General features: G+C 46.5%; 14 protein-coding genes. 6 read left to right on the top strand and 8 right to left on the bottom strand.

All coding sequences use genetic code 11. From position 1 onward, the window contains the following. Window positions 1-11 precede the first annotated feature (11 nt). From nudC to B9Y77_RS05935, 6 genes are all read right to left on the bottom strand, one after another. Window positions 12-845: an NAD(+) diphosphatase gene (gene nudC, locus B9Y77_RS05960; protein ID WP_085490831.1), complete on the bottom strand. Its 834-nt coding sequence runs from the start codon at window positions 843-845 to the stop codon at window positions 12-14. Window positions 846-852: 7 nt separating this feature from the next. After that, on the bottom strand, window positions 853-1794 hold the full coding sequence (locus B9Y77_RS05955; protein WP_085490830.1) for a glycosyltransferase: 942 nt from the start codon (window positions 1792-1794) through the stop codon (window positions 853-855). 9 nt (window positions 1795-1803) lie between these two features. Beyond that, a complete protein-coding gene (locus B9Y77_RS05950) occupies window positions 1804-2505 on the bottom strand; it encodes a glycosyltransferase (RefSeq protein WP_254899936.1) in 702 nt (233 codons plus the stop codon). A 2-nt stretch (window positions 2506-2507) separates the two neighbouring features. Continuing rightward, the gene (locus B9Y77_RS05945) at window positions 2508-3326 is read right to left on the bottom strand and encodes a glycosyltransferase family 2 protein (RefSeq protein ID WP_085490828.1); all 819 of its coding nucleotides are present in this window, start codon (window positions 3324-3326) and stop codon (window positions 2508-2510) included. 1 nt (window position 3327) lies between these two features. Further along, window positions 3328-5226 carry a biosynthetic arginine decarboxylase gene (gene speA, locus B9Y77_RS05940; RefSeq protein ID WP_085490827.1) on the bottom strand — a complete coding sequence of 633 codons (1899 nt, stop codon included), beginning with the start codon at window positions 5224-5226 and terminating at the stop codon, window positions 3328-3330. Between the two features lie 132 nt (window positions 5227-5358). Next, a complete protein-coding gene (locus B9Y77_RS05935) occupies window positions 5359-6633 on the bottom strand; it encodes a saccharopine dehydrogenase family protein (RefSeq protein ID WP_074208888.1) in 1275 nt (424 codons plus the stop codon). A 562-nt stretch (window positions 6634-7195) separates the two neighbouring features. Here B9Y77_RS05935 and B9Y77_RS05930 point away from each other — a divergent pair. Then, on the top strand, window positions 7196-8359 hold the full coding sequence (locus tag B9Y77_RS05930) for a hypothetical protein (protein ID WP_139829267.1): 1164 nt from the start codon (window positions 7196-7198) through the stop codon (window positions 8357-8359). A gap of 673 nt (window positions 8360-9032) precedes the next feature. Here the strand turns inward: B9Y77_RS05930 and B9Y77_RS05925 are convergent. Continuing rightward, window positions 9033-9923 carry an Rpn family recombination-promoting nuclease/putative transposase gene (locus B9Y77_RS05925; RefSeq protein WP_085490825.1) on the bottom strand — a complete coding sequence of 297 codons (891 nt, stop codon included), beginning with the start codon at window positions 9921-9923 and terminating at the stop codon, window positions 9033-9035. A 227-nt stretch (window positions 9924-10150) separates the two neighbouring features. On the opposite strand from B9Y77_RS05925, the gene B9Y77_RS05920 reads away from it, so the two are divergent. The 3 genes from B9Y77_RS05920 (at window position 10151) to B9Y77_RS05910 (ending at window position 11972) form a co-directional block, all read left to right on the top strand. Further along, window positions 10151-10339, top strand: coding sequence for a hypothetical protein (locus B9Y77_RS05920; RefSeq protein WP_073423223.1), 189 nt, complete (start codon window positions 10151-10153; stop codon window positions 10337-10339). A 16-nt stretch (window positions 10340-10355) separates the two neighbouring features. Then, window positions 10356-11408 carry a polysaccharide lyase gene (locus tag B9Y77_RS05915; RefSeq protein WP_085490824.1) on the top strand — a complete coding sequence of 351 codons (1053 nt, stop codon included), beginning with the start codon at window positions 10356-10358 and terminating at the stop codon, window positions 11406-11408. Between the two features lie 153 nt (window positions 11409-11561). Further along, a complete protein-coding gene (locus B9Y77_RS05910) occupies window positions 11562-11972 on the top strand; it encodes a hypothetical protein (RefSeq protein ID WP_139829266.1) in 411 nt (136 codons plus the stop codon). A gap of 100 nt (window positions 11973-12072) precedes the next feature. Here B9Y77_RS05910 and rbr read toward each other — a convergent pair whose 3' ends face one another. Further along, window positions 12073-12612, bottom strand: coding sequence for a rubrerythrin (gene rbr, locus B9Y77_RS05905; RefSeq protein ID WP_085490822.1), 540 nt, complete (start codon window positions 12610-12612; stop codon window positions 12073-12075). A 364-nt stretch (window positions 12613-12976) separates the two neighbouring features. Between rbr and B9Y77_RS05900 the strand changes: the two genes are divergently transcribed. Together B9Y77_RS05900 and B9Y77_RS16185 are read left to right on the top strand one after the other, a co-directional pair. Further along, entirely contained in the window at window positions 12977-13810 is an 834-nt protein-coding gene (locus B9Y77_RS05900; RefSeq protein ID WP_085490821.1) for a TIGR02147 family protein, read from the top strand. Further along, window positions 13803-15212 (top strand): hypothetical protein, encoded by a 1410-nt coding sequence (locus tag B9Y77_RS16185; protein ID WP_254899935.1) that lies wholly within the window; start codon window positions 13803-13805, stop codon window positions 15210-15212. The genes B9Y77_RS05900 and B9Y77_RS16185 overlap by 8 nt, the downstream gene beginning before the upstream one ends. The last annotated feature ends 22 nt before the right edge of the window (window positions 15213-15234 follow it).

Here is a 15234-nt window from a genome sequence, read left to right as displayed (position 1 = left end):
TTGTCGTTGCGTTATTCCTTAATCGTATATCCCGAGCGGAAGTTCTCGATCAAGCAACTGCTGATGCTCACGCTCGTATCGTATTCGGGAATGTCCTCGCGTTTGACCCAAGTGGCGCAAGCGAGTTCCGCCTCTTGCATGTGAATGGTTGGATCTCCGTCAAGTTCTGCGGTGTAGCCCGAGATGAGCGATTCCGAGAACGGCCACGGCTGGCTACCAAAGTACTTGATATTCTTCACGCGAACGCCCGCTTCTTCAAGAACTTCGCGCTTGACCGCTTGTTCAAGCGATTCTCCAATTTCTACAAATCCAGAAATGAGGAACATGCGCGTCTTGTCCGGATTGTCCAAGTTGCGAGCCATCAAAAGCTCATTGCCGTTGCGAACAGCGACAATCACGACCGGCGAAATCTTGGGGTAGACTGTGTTCTTGCAGCTCGGACAAATCATGGAGCGTTCCTTGATTCCTCGTTTCATGAGGCATCCGCATTTACCACAGAACTTGTTCAAACTTTCCCACTTAGCAATGTGTGCCGACGTGGCGCCTCCGAGGCGTTCCAAATGGCTTTCGAGTGTGCGAAATGTGCGGTTCCCACGGAACTCGTAGCCTTCCGGAATTTCCGGCAAGTTCGAATTGCACAAGAAATATGCGTCACCATCGATGCTAATCAAGTAATGGCATTCGCATTTAGGGAAGTCGCGCACTCGTGGTATTTCGTAAACATCTTCACCAGCTTTCTTGAAAAGCGTTTGCTCGCCATTGAAAATAATCAAGTAATCGGTGGGCTTGGGTTCAATGGTCTTAAATTCGTTATTCAGCTTGTGCGGTGCAATTTCGTGAATCATAGGATTTTTATTTCTTATTGAAAAATTTTTTGGCGGTCGAGACGCCCACGAACGAAAACAGAATTCGTCCAATCATTTGGGTGGCGCTTGTAACCTGCGGGTAGATGTTGCGCGCGTTACGGACAATCCACGGGAACCATAGAGGCGATAAAAACGCATGGTTAAAGCGCAATTCCAAGAACTGAATGAACTTGTTCAAGAATTGACGACTCTCGTCTGGCAGTTTCTCGAAAATGTCCGAGCCTCTTACAGCCTTTGCCCACTGCAAATTCGTCTGGAGTTTTTCGCTCCAAGTCTTGTTGCCTTCGCCGATGGCATTGCTCTCATGAATGCGGTATTGAATAACTTTATCTGCGATAGCGCGATAGCCGTTTTCTGCAGTGGCGCAAAGCGTAATCCATTGATCGTGTACGGGCACGTCTTGCGGAATCGGGAGGGCGGTTTTCAATAATCCTGCCTTGAAAGCGACCATGCAACCGGTTACATTCGTGTATCCGGTGAGGAGCGCTTGCTGGCTCAGTTGTTCGACAATTTCGGCTTTCTTTCGCCACGATGATTCTGTGACGACCCCATCTCCATCAATAATTTCGGCATCGCCAAAAATCATGGAATTGTCGCCAATCTTTTGACTCATGACTTCGATCTTGTTCGGTGCCCAAATGTCGTCTTGATCGGCAAGGAAAATCAAATCGTCGTTAGCGAGCAATTCGCGAGCCTTTTCCAATGCCGTTGAAAATGATGCGCGGTGCCCTCTGTTCTTTTCAAACTTTGTGATTTCTAGCGGGAGCTTGTCTTTATAACGTTCCAAGATTTCGCATGTAGAATCTTTGGAACCGTCATCCACCGCAATTATAACATCGGCAGGTTTTGTCTGCGCGACCAAAGAATCAAGCATCTGCGCGAGATACTTTTCGCCGTTATAAGTTGCGAGTGTGATGCAAATTTTCATGCTCAACGCCTAACGCCAAAGGATATGCCACGCGAGGTAAGCGCGGTATGCGATTCTAAAGTAAAGGCTGTTCGTGCTCTTGCCGCCCGTGAACGAGACTGTGTTTTCGTGACGGCGGTAAAGCTGCAAAACTTCGTCTTGGTAGCCGCACTTGAAATGCTTTTGTGCGTAATACGAAACCCACAAATCGTGTGCGACGACTTTCGGCGGGAACGGCATGCAAGCGTCCTTCACCTGCTTGGTAAAGCACATGCAAGCTCCAAGCCAGCAATTGTTGATGATGTTTCGCAAGAGCGATTTTTTCATCGGCCATTTTTCGTCGTAATGGCGTTCCTTGATCACGTTCAAGTTTGCATCGACGAGCGAGCAGTTGCAAAGAATCGTGTCGTAGCCGCCTTCCGTAAGGAACTTTTCCATCTTGTCGAGTTTGCCCGGCAACCAGACGTCATCCTGGTCGGCAAAGTAAATCAAGTCGCCCGTGGCCTGTCTCATTGCGTTTTCAAAATTGTGCGCAACGCCGTGATTCTCGTTGTGGAAAATCTTGATTCGCGGGTCGTTGTAGCTCTGGACGATTTTCAACGTATCGTCTTTTGATGCATCGTCAGAAACGATGAACTCGTCATCTTCCCTAAGTTGCGGAATAATGCTGTCCAGCTGTTCCTTGATGTATTTGGCGCCGTTGTAGGTCGCCATGCAAATGCTTCTTCTCATACCTAGAACCAACTATACAAAATTTTGTACATCAAGAACTTTAAGTACGATAATCCGAAATCCTTGTGGAGCAATTTTGCGACTTGGAAGAACTGTTTTTGCCCTGCGCGTGCGATGGCGCGTGCGAAAAAGCCTTTGCGAGCTTGCTCTGCACCAAGCGTGTTGCTGGTGTGTTGGCGGTAAAGAATCGTCGCGTCATCGAGAATCGAGATGACTCCGCCTTTAAAGTGGACGCAAAGGGCTACCCATTCATCGTGCATGGTTGCGCGAGGAGACATTGGGAGTGAGACTTCCTTGGCGGCGCGGTTGAACATCATCGTGCAACCAGTGACCACGTGGCGCACGCAAATTAATTCTGGGTGCTTGCGGAAAACGTCAATTTTCAAATCTTCGTTGAACGATTCTTTGATGGGGGAGAGCTGTTCATCGACCACACGCAAATCCGTCGCAACGAGAACCGGCGCTGTCCCCTCGGCTTCCTTCATCCGAGCAAATGTCTTTTCGATTTTCTCCGGCAACCAAATATCGTCCTGGTCGCAGAACATGTAATACTCGGAATCCACATTTTCCAGCAGGTACATAAAAGACTTCGCCGCACCCCTGTGCTTTTGCGAGTCTTTTAAAATCGTAACTCTGTCTGGATACATTTCGCGAAATTGCCCGACGATTTTCATTGTATCGTCCGAGGAACCGTCATCACGAACATACAAATGGAACTGTTTACAAGATTGCTGGAACAGAGAATCAAGCTGTTCCCTGATGTACTTGCCGCCATTGTATGTGGCTAGCAAAACCGCAATCTTGTAATTGTTTCGGAGCATCCTACTCCAGATACGTGTACCCGTAAAGTCCGGAACGATAGATGTTCAAGAATTCCTTGCCTTCCTGAAGCGTAATCTTTCCTTCCTTCACAGAGCGCGTGACCCAGTTTTCCATGTTGCGGACAAGAGCCTTGTCGCTGAAGTTCACGTAGTCGAGCACGTCTTCCACGGATTCGCCGTCAATCACCTTGTCGATATCATAGCCGCCGTTGTCGTTGCAGACAATGTGCACAGCGTTTGTATCGCCAAAGAGGTTGTGGAGGTCACCGAGAATTTCCTGGTATGCACCGACGAGGTAAACTGCGATAAAGTACGGCTCGTCCTTCTTGATCGGGTGGAGCGGAATGGTGCGAGCCACTTCGCCACCGCGAACGAACATGTCGATCTTGCCATCGCTATCGCAAGTCACGTCCTGAATCGTCGTCTCAATCGTCGGCTCTTCGTCCAAACGCTGGATCGGCATAATCGGGAACACCTGATCCACGCCCCAGCTGTCCGGGAGGCTCTGGAAAAGGCTGAAGTTGCAGAAGTACTTTTCGGCAAGCAAGCGCGGAAGTTCGCTCAATTCATAAGGCGGATGGCGCAAGTCGCGAGCGAGCTGGTCCACCTTGCGGGCGATGCTCCAGAACAAGCGTTCGCTCATAGCGCGCGTCTGCAAATCCACGTCGCCCATCTTGAAACCGCTCAAGGTGTCGTCGTTAATCTGCATGGCATCGTGCCAGCTTTCGAGCAAGTTCTTCGGAGAAAGGCTCTTGTAAATGCCGTACAAGTCCTTCAGTGCTTCCGGCGCATCATCGCTGATTTCATGAATACTTTCGTCAAAGAACGCCTGCCCTGCCGTTTCAAGCACGTTGAACACCAGGATGGAATGGTGAGCTGAAAGAGCACGGCCTGATTCCGCAATGATGTTCGGGTGAGGAACGTCGCCGTTTTCGCAAGCTTCGAACATCGCGTACACGACGTCGTTTGCGTATTCCTGGATGGAATAGTTCACGGAGCTCGCGTTAGAACTGCGTGTACCGTCGTAATCCACGCCGAGGCCGCCGCCCACGTCCACGAATTCAAGGCCCATGCCCATCTTTCTAATTTGGACGTAGAACTGCGACACTTCGCGGAGTCCATTCTTGATATGGCGAATGTTCGTAATTTGGCTACCCAAGTGGAAGTGGATGAGCTTCATGCAGTCTTCCATCTTCTCTTCCTTGATGTAGTCGAGAGCTTCCAAAAGTTCAGAGCTATTGAGACCGAACTTGCTGTGGTATCCGCCGGATTCTTCCCACTTGCCGCTGCCAGAGCTTGCAAGCTTGATGCGGATGCCGATGTTCGGGCGCACACCGATGCGACGAGACAAGTCTACAACCAAGTGAAGCTCGTTCATCTTCTCGACAACAATGAAAATCTTCTTGCCCATTTTCTGTGCGAGGAGAGCAAGTTCGATAAAGTCTTCGTCCTTGTAGCCGTTGCAGATGATCAAAGCGTCCGGGTTCTGCATGTTCGCAAGAACCGCATGGAGTTCCGGCTTGGAACCTGCTTCTAGCCCGATGTTGAATTTGGAACCGTGACTCACCACTTCTTCCAAGACCGCGCGCTGCTGGTTCACCTTGATCGGGAAGATGCTGTAATGGCCACCCTTGTAGCCATATTCAGTCGTCGCCTTCGTGAAGCACTCGTGAATCTTTTCGATGCGGCTGTCCAGAATATCCGGGAAGCGCAACAACACAGGAGTCGAAACATCGCGCAAGGAAAGTTCCTGCACGAGCTCGTAAAGGTCAATGCTCGGACCGCCATTCTTGATCGGCGAAACCGTCGCGTGACCCTTGTCGTTAATGTCAAAGTAACTTACGCCCCAGCCCTTTACGTTGTAAAGATCTCGGGAATCGTCAATGCGCCATTTTTTCATTGTTTAGTCTCAAGAATCAGGTGTCAAGTTTAGTTATTAGTCAATAGTCATTAGTCTGTAGTTTATACTAGGCGACTTTGTCGCTTTTATAACAACTAATAACCAATGACTAACTACTAATGACCGACTTTTTTAGTCGACTAATACAGGATTAAAGTCTTCGTTCCACGGGAGACCGTACTTGGTGAGGGCTTCCATGAACGGATCCGGATCGAACTCTTCGACCGTATGCACACCCGGCTTGTTCCACTTGCCCGTGAGCACCATCATGGCACCGCACATTGCCGGAACGCCTGTGGTGTAGGCGATAGCCTGGCTGCCGAGTTCCTTGTAGCATTCCTGGTGGTCGCAAACGTTGTACAGATAGTAAGTTTTCGGCTTGCCATCCTTAGTACCCTTGAAAATGCAACCGATGTTCGTCTTGCCCACCGTGCGAGGACCGAGGCTTGCCGGGTCCGGGAGGAGAGCCTTGAGGAACTGGATCGGAACAATGTCCTGACCCTGGAACTTGATCGGCTGCGTGCTGAGCATGCCCACGTCTTCGAGGCAACGCATGTGGTCGAGGTAGCTCTGGCCAAACGTCATGAAGAAGCGGATGCGCTTGATGCCCGGAATGTTCTGGGCCAAGGATTCAATTTCTTCGTGGTGGAGGAGGTACATGTCCTTCTTGCCGACCTGTGCGAAGTTGTATTCACGCTTGATGCTCATGGCCGGGATTTCAACCCAGTGGCCCTTGCCGTTCTCGTCCGTGTCCCAGTAGCTGCCCGGAGCTGACACTTCGCGGAGGTTGATTTCCGGGTTGAAGTTCGTTGCGAACTTGTAACCGTGATCGCCGCCATTGCAGTCGAGAATGTCGATCTCTTCGATCGTGTCGAACTGGTGCTTCAAGGCGTAGGCGCAGTATGCCTGAGAAACACCCGGGTCAAAGCCGGAACCGAGCAAAGCCGTGAGACCAGCCTTTTCAAACTTTTCTTTGTAAGCCCACTGCCAGCTGTAATCGAAGTAGGCGCTAAAGCCCTTTTCCTTGCAGCGCTTGTCGTAAACCTTGCGCCATTCCGGATCGTCGATATTTTCCGGCTCGTAGTTAGCCGTGTCCATGTAGTTCACGCCACATTCAAGGCATGCATCCATGATGGCGAGGTCCTGGTACGGGAGTGCAATGTTCATCACCAGGTCCGGCTTGTATTGCTTGATGAGAGCAGAGACGTTCTCGGCCTTGTCGGCATCTACTGCGGCTGTCGTGATGACAGTCTTTGTGTTCGGGCGGAGTTCCTGGGCCAGCTTTTCGCAATTTTCGCGATGACGGCTTGCGATACAGATTTCGCTAAAAACTTCGCTGCAGGTGCAGCACTTCTTGATAGCAACTGTGGCAACGGCGCCACAACCGATAATCAATGCTCTTGCCATTTTTTGTTTGTTCCTCATTTGTTGAGAGTTAATCCATCGGGATGGCGATCCCGGTAGAGAATGTTACTGAGTATAATGTAGAAAATGGGGTGTAAAATGTTCGGACGGGTGCGAAAAATATGGGTGAAAAGCGACGTGTCATCCTGAGCGAAACGAAGTGAAGTCGAAGGATCTAGTGATTCTGTAAAAATGCGTTGCGAGCGAATGCTTGTTTTTGGGCGTTCCCTTGCCTTGGGCAAGGTCGGGCTATATTCTAGGGGCAACCGCCTTCGCTACGCTCGCCGCTCACCTCCTAGAACGGAGCCTTGCTTGTGCAAGTCTCCGCCACAGAACGACCGTTCGGCTTACGCCTCACTCTCGCCAACACGACTCGTTTATACGAGTCGCTTTTGGCTCACCGTGGTCACTATCCCTAACGCAACTCAAAAAAACGCTGCAAAACAAATTTGTATATTATCGCTGTAGAGTGGTTTGTATCAAAATGAAATTGAATTGCGTTTGTTTTGCACTGCTTTTTGTCCTCCTTGGAATCCGTTCTTCGCAAGCGATGAACGTTTGCGATATGGACGAACGACTGCTAGATGGCTTTGTCAAAATTTATCCGCAAAACGATAGCGCCGTGCATTCGATCCTTGAAGTTATTCAAAACGAAGAATTGCAAGTCGATTCTGGTGATTGCTTGGGAGACCGCCTTAAAAAACGTCAAGTTGAAGCATCATCATTTCTTACTTACAACGGACGTCTTGTAAAGAATATTGATTTCAATTCAATGAACTTAGAAGATGAAGATGTTGCTGTCTTGAACTTGTTCTTTGAATATGCCCTAGCCAAATACAATTCGGGATATGCCTTTGAAAAAAATAAGGAAACGAAACCCAAGAATGATTCTGATAAATTAATTCAATTGCTTTCAGAACTCGCTGATATAAGCTCTTCTGTTGTTTCCGCTGCATTCAAAAATCCAACACCTATTGGGGTAGTCTCTAATTTAGCTGCAGACGCACTTCCTTCATGGCTATATCTGTGGATTCGTCAAGATAATCCGTTTGAACACGATAGCGACTACGATTTTGGATACTCATGGCTGATTGTGATGCGCGATGTGTTTTTAAAGTCATTTCCCGAAGGCAAGTATAATACACTTGTGAATACTTTGATTAATGAATCATCTGTTGACAAAATGCTACAAAGCGACCGCAAACGTTTGAATTTTCATTTTGGCATGACATACATGATTGGTCGAAGCCTTTTCAATTCGACAATGAGTTCTGTCGATGAAAGCTTCTCGTGCATGGCTCAGGCGAGGCTCCAAATCTATTCAGCGCTGATTATGATACATATAAACGCTCTCTTTGGAGATAATTGGGTGTGGGGTGGATTTGGCCTTATGGGAGGCTACGCCTTGATGGACTTGGAATCGTACGGTCTCGATGTTTTTGGTGGTTTATCCTTAGCCGAAGAGACAATAAAGTATAAGAACGACAACCTTGATAAAGAAGAGGAAATGAAAAATACCTTTGTGTATTTTTCTGCCGGAGTCCAATTTTTTAAGAGGTTCCCGATTGGGGACATGTTTGACATTATACCAAAAGTTCAGTGGCAAATCGAAGTGGTCCCCTCCTATACCGATCATATGAAAAACCGGGATGGAGTTGGGGTGATGAATCGCTTTTATATTGGTATCGGTTTTGATGGCAAGTTGCCTATGGGAAAACCGAAAAAGTAGGTTAATCCTAAATTTTTTTCGTCGAGGGGCATGCGGAGCGCATAACGCGCCTGTTCTGCATTGTTCTTGAGCACTTCTTCCTTGTCATTCCCCACTTGATGGGGAATCTCCTTGTGCAAGACTTGTGTTGGGCGTTCCCTTGCCCATGGGCAAGGTCGGGCTATATTCTAGGGGCAACCGCCTTCGCTACGCTCGCCGCTCACCTCCTAGAACGGAGCCTTGCTTGTGCAAGTCTCCGCCACACCGTGGTCACTATCCCTAACGCAATTTGTCTGTACAAAACGACTACAAATATTCAAATTTGTAGTCGTTTTTTAAAACTTTTCAACGAAATTTGGAATATCTAAACATTTTCCGTATTTCCTTAAAAAATGGTTTGGAAATGACAGGGGCTGAATCATTTATTTCCGAATACAGCCGTTTTAACTATTTGTCAAATAATAATGAATTATTGCTGTTTTTCTCGTAAAATTAGCGCTTTTTTATTGCGTTATCCCATCTCTGATTTGTCAAATTATTCGACTTTTTGACAAAATGATTTGAATTTTATGGAATGGAATAGGCAAAATAAGTTGCAAAAATCCACGGCTCTAACACCGTGGATTTTTAAAATGGCTTGTATAGCGCAGAGCTAGAAACATTCTAATTGCGCCTTGTTTTCGTTCAGATTTAATTATTGTGCTTCACGAATTTTCTTTATATAGTTGGAAACGGCTGCAATTTTTTCATCAGAATCGCCAAGAGCAGTCATTGCTTCAATCCAGTCACGATCACGTTGAGCAATCTTTTCCGCCATTTCTTCTTCTTCGACTTCGGCAATGGACTTGTATCCATAAACTTCGCTGCATTTCTTGAAATCCATTTTGAACTGCTCCTTGGCTTCGCCTTTAAACCAGTGTCTTAAATATATAAAAGTTTGGGTAAGAAAGTCTTCTGCCTCTTCGCGGGGGAGAGACTTAAGTCCCGCCATAGCCGGTTTCAGATATTTCTTTAGTTTTTCTCCGTTGAAAACGTACTTCAAGGCAACAAGCGCAAGTGCAATTTTAGGCGAAATCATCGAAATTTCAAAATCTTCGAAAATTTCACTCACATCGACGACTTCTAATAAGAACGGCAATCCAATCTTGTGATAGTATTCAGGATAATTTGGGTACATTACCTCTTTTTCTATGCGGAATGGATCTTTACCATTGTACAAGACGATAGCGACGGTTGGAATATTCTTTTGGTTGCGAAACATAATCTGGAACCAGTATTTGACTAATTGCTGGATAATTCCCGTTTCTGGATAACTCTTGTGTTCTTCAATAATGCCGACGAGAAGTTCGGCTTGCTTGGGTTCGTCGCTTTCGAGTTTCACGGTAAAAGCTAGGTCACCATCGCCATGAGTTGCAGTGTCACTGAATGCTTCAGAAATCTCTTGTAGTGTGTCGAGATTTACTGTCGCAAGAAATTGTGCGAGATTACTGTTTTTTCGAGACGCAAGGCGAAGAAGCTCTGCTGTTCGAGCGGGATCTTTTAGCACTGAGCGTACATAAGAGTCATGAGAGAATTTTTGAGTCATAGATTAACCTCCTGATAAGTTTAGAGGCTCTAATCTACAATGGCGAATTTCGAAAAAGTGAAACTTTGCAAATTTTGCAATCAACCGTTTGCAAAATCGTTCATTTTGTCAACTATAGGTGGCAATCCTTTCCCCAAAAATTGTGATCCCCACTACTCCCATTCCTAACAAAAAATGGTATTTTAAAAAGACTTCACGTTAACCTCCAACGATTAAGGAATTTGGCTATGCTTCAGAAATTGTGGAACAAATGCAAAAAATGCGGCTGCGATAAAGCTGCGGATTCTGAAAAATTTTGCGAATCTTGTAGCGAAAAACGTCGCGAATTTTGGAGCGATATCAAGAAAATTGTGGGTGTAGGCGGTGCCGCCTTTTTAGTGCTTATCGCCGGTGGCAAAATGACGAAAAAATCCTAAATTCATTCTTAGGAATATGAATAAGTACGCGTTCTTCTTATTTTGCGCTTCTGCCGCTTTTGCTCAAGCCGTGTCCGATACGGTCTCGTTTGTCAACTTCGAAAATCGCGAAGTTGGTGTTTATGGCAATGCGGAGGCTAAGGAAGATTTCAAGCGCAACACCACGGATAAAAGCTGGTGGTATGCGATGGACAAGAACAACGGCGAAAATTCCAAGATTGTCTATGACGGCGTGGCGCACGGCAATGTGCTGCAGCTTAAGTACCCCAAGGGTTGCGTTGGTCCGAATGACAATGATACTCCCGCATGTGCGGCGCAAATCATACAGCCGCTTGTAAAAACTGCCGATACGATGTGGAGTGCGTACGATATTTTCTTCGAGGAAGGTTTTGAATTCCAGTTGGGAGGCAAGCTTCCGGGGCTATGTGGCGGCAAGTGCTACACGGGGAACGCGATGCCCGAAACGGGGGATGGCTGGAGTGCGCGAATTATGTGGCGCAAGGGCGGGAACGCTGTTCAGCTGATTTACTTCATGGGGCAACATTCTGAATACGGCGATGATTTCAAGTGGGATCTCGGCGGTAAAAATCCGCAAGCGCAATTCACGATTGGCAAATGGCATCGCATAGTCAATAAAGTCTCGATGAATACGGTCAAGACTCCTGGCGCGGGCAACAAGAACGGTCGTGTGCAGGCGTGGCTTGATGGCGAGCTCGTGCTTGATGTCGATACGCTCAGGCTCCGCGATTACGATACTTTGCATGTGGACAAGTTCTATCTTTCCACGTTCCATGGCGGGAGTAGTGCTGAATGGGCTCCGACACACGATAATTTTATCCGATTTGACAATTTTACGGTTTCGACCGATTCTATTGCGGTGACTCTCGATAACGGGGGCGAAGTTGGCTTGGGTAAAAATTTGAGGAGAGAAAATCGCCGTTCAGTCTCAAAGCCTATTGAAATTTATCGCGTTAACGGCTCGCTAGTAGGTCGCCAACACTCAAGCTCTGATGTAAATATGCAAAGACTCCGGAACGGTAAAATTATCCAGTTGCAAATAGAACGGTAAAAAATAGACTGAAAAAATTAAAATTTTTGAACTGTCATAATATGACGTTCTGTGATTGTATATTTGCAATATGGATGAAAAAACTAAGTCCGAGGTATAAATATGACAGCGCAAATTCCAGAACAGCTCATTCTCAATGCCAAAAGGGAATGCATGCATGCTTGCCCGCCGATTCCAAATGATCCAGCTCTTGTCGCTGAATTGTCTGAGGAAGAGGCTTACGAGGCCGCGAAGGGGCAAGAATTTGGAATGTATCTCTTCACTTCCGCTTGCTGGCGAAAGTATGTTGGTACATGGGAAATCAAGGATGGTAAGTTCTACTTGATTAAGCTTGAAGGAAAATACAAGCTGCTAAAAGATGAGCCTGTTCATGCTACATGGGTTACTGGGACCATTGTTGTTCCGCAAGGGGAAATGGTTCACTATATTCACATGGGTTTCTCATCCATCTATGAAAAGGAGCTTCATATCAAGATTGAGGCGGGGATGGTTGTGGAACAGAAGGTCATTGATAACGTGGATAAGATTAAGGAATACTCTGAAAGTGGGGAATTTTGGTTTTAGCCGCCTTGACTTGTTTGGGGCGATACTAAAAAAGCACCGGATTTCTCCGGTGCCAATTTTGCTTTTTTGAGTTCGCGCATCTTGTTGATGCATTCGGCTCTTAGTAATTTTCTTCGTGGACTTCGAAGTAGGCTTGCGGGTGAGCGCAAACGGGGCAGACTTCCGGGGCCTTTGTACCGACCACGATATGTCCGCAGTTGCGGCATTCCCAAACCTTGACTTCGCTCTTTTCGAAGACCTTGGCGGTTTCCACGTTCTTGAGGAGGGCGCGGTAGCGTTCTTCGTGCATCTTTTCGATGGCGGCGACCATGCGGAACTTCTTGGCGAGCGCGGTAAATCCTTCTTCTTCAGCGGTCTTCGCGAAACCTTCGTACATGTCGGTCCATTCGTAGTTTTCGCCTTCGGCGGCTGCCTTCAGGTTCTGGGCGGTGTCGCCGATGCCTTCGAGTTCCTTGAACCAAAGCTTGGCGTGTTCCTTTTCGTTGTCAGCGGTTTTCTGGAACAATGCAGCGATCTGTTCAAAACCGTCTTTTTTGGCGCGGCTTGCAAAGTAAGTGTACTTGTTGCGAGCCTGGGATTCGCCTGCGAATGCTGCTTCAAGGTTCTTTTCGGTCTGGGTACCAGCGTATTTATTTGCCATAAAAACTCCCTTAAATTGATAGGTTTACTTTAATATACACTCATTTTGTTGCTGTGAGGAAACTTTTGTGACACATTTTTGTAATAAGTTGGAGTAATTGGGTTATTGGATCTGCTCATTCTTGTCATCCTGAGCGGAGTGTAACGGAGTCGAAGGATCCAGTGACTTTTTTTATTAATGATACATTGTGTATCTTTTAGATTTTAAAATTGAAAAATATTTATAAAAATCATTAAAAATTTGCAATTTTATTTGATTTTGTATCATTTTGAATGTTGCGTGCAGTTCGCTAAAAATTTAAATTTATACATGTAAGAACGGTTGTTCTAACCAATGACCATTGACCAATAACTAATGACTACTTATGAAACCGATAACAGAATATAAGGATTACCGCCTGTACATGCAGGACTTTTACGAAGAGCGTAAAAGGACGAGCGCATTTTCGTGGCGTGAGTTTTCCAAGCTGGCGGGGTTCAAGTCGCCGGTTTACCTAAAGCTTGTTTGCGAAGGCAAGAGCAGCTTGAGTTTCGTCAAGATGGAACAGGTCGCACATGCGATGGGGCTTGCGGGGCACGAGTTTGCTTACTTCACGCAAATGGTCAAGTTCGGCAATGCAACGAAGGACTCCGTGAAAAAAGAGGCGCTTCTTGAAATGCAGAAGATTGCTCGCGAGCATCAAGTGCGCGTTGTCGATGCGGAATCATTTGAATTTTATGAATCGTGGAAAAATCCGACGATTCGCGAACTCGCTCCGATGATGCCTGGAAAGCGCCCGCTCGAAATGGCGAAAGCTTGCCATCAAGTGATTTCGGCAGAACAGGTGCGTGACTCGCTTGCGTTCCTGGTGCAGACGGGGTTTCTCAAGCGCGAGGCGGAACATACTTATGTGCAGACGGAAAAGACTGTCATCGGCACAAAAGAATCGCTTCCCATTGCGGTTCGCGGCATGCACAAAGAAATGGCATCGCTTGCGAGAACGGCTATCGACAAGTTCCCGATTGAAGAACGTCATTTCACGGGGGCAACGCTTGGGCTTTGCGAAGAAGCCTACGCCCGCATTTCGCAGGAACTGGACGCATTTGTTCGCAAGGTGGCAAATATCGCTGCCGAATATGAAAACATCAACCAAGTTTATCGACTGAATCTTCAGTTGTTTCCTTTAACAAAAAAGGTCGAGGAGGAGTCTCATGAATAACGTAATTAAATTCACCATAGTGGCGAGTGTTCTCGCTTTAATGGGCTGTACCGATAGCAATGTCAGCGGTGCTGCGATTGAGGATAATGCCGTTGCAGAAAATAGTAGTTCGTCAGTTGCGAATAACAGTAGCGCTTCGATGAATGTGCCTGTTCGGATTGCTTTCTCGACCAAGGCAACAGAGGTATTGAATGTTGACAATGCCGATATTTCTGTCTATGGCGAAGAAAACGGCGCTGAAGCGGGTTGCACGGCTGATGGAAAATCTTTTGAGGCAAAACTCAAGGTGAATGATGGACTTGTTGAAAATTCCATAGAGGTAAAAAACTTTGGAAGTTCTTGTGATAGCGTGCTTGCAGAATTTGTCGCATCGTGCCAATCCAGGGCGCTTGTTTTCAATGGTAGTAATAACAAAGAATCCTGTGATGAACATGGTAATGTGATTGCCTATTGCGTTGATGATAGAGCTGTTGCTATGACTGTGTGTACAGAGACTGTTCCTGGAACTTGCACAACAAAGCCTGCGAAAACCACCATTGATTTCAACGAACTATTTAAGGATTTCTCGAAGTTCTCGGGTGAAGTGTGCAACGCTATTTCCAAAGGCGCTAGCTCAACGACAGGTCACTTTACAACTCCATCTTCGACATCCCGCGATATGTCTAGCTCTAGTACGGGGGATAAGCCGACGAGTAGTTTCGTTGATCCCAATATTAAATGCTTGGAAGAAACAGGGAAAAAGTGCAATGAATTGGAGGTGAAGCCCGTGGATCCGCGTCAGGAATTACCGTCTTATTCCGCCATTGGTGTAGATACGAATTCTAATCGTTCTTTTGTCATCAAGCCAAATGTTGATGCTTTGAATGTGTCTGATGCGGAACGTTCAATTTTGGATAGCCTTGCAAGAGCTTATCCTCAAAAGACTAAGACTGATGCTATTGATGGCATGACGATCTTTTTAAGTTATGTTGCGGAATATCCTTTTACAACCGAACAGGAAGAATACTATGTCCGTGGTGAGGGTACGGAACGCAGTGAGATAAATGTATATCGCGAAGAAAACGGTGTAAAAAGCTCTATGAGTCTTTTTCCGCTAGATGTATATTATGGTGGTCAGGGCTCTATTTCTGTAACGACTCTTCAAGTTTCTGAATCCTCTATACTTTATTTGGTGCGAGCTACGCTTGGTTCTTATGCAAGTCTGCTTATAGACACTTTTAGAATGGAATGTGAAGCTACCAGTGGTTCTTTCTATGAATATGGTCCGGCATTTATGGCTGATGTTGCTGTAGCGTGTGCTGTCAAGAATTTTTCGGGCATAACGTTTGACGGAATTTTGAGTCAACAGAAAAACTTGTTCAGAAATGCGTATGCAACTTTTGTGCAGCCCGTTGTAGACTGATAACTTGCAATTTTTCTATAAA

Origin of the sequence: Fibrobacter sp. UWB13, assembly GCF_900177805.1 — a bacterium.
Classification (GTDB): Bacteria; Fibrobacterota; Fibrobacteria; order Fibrobacterales; family Fibrobacteraceae; genus Fibrobacter.
Note: the sequence above shows the minus strand (reverse complement) of the source record. Positions and strands in the feature narration are given on the sequence as shown.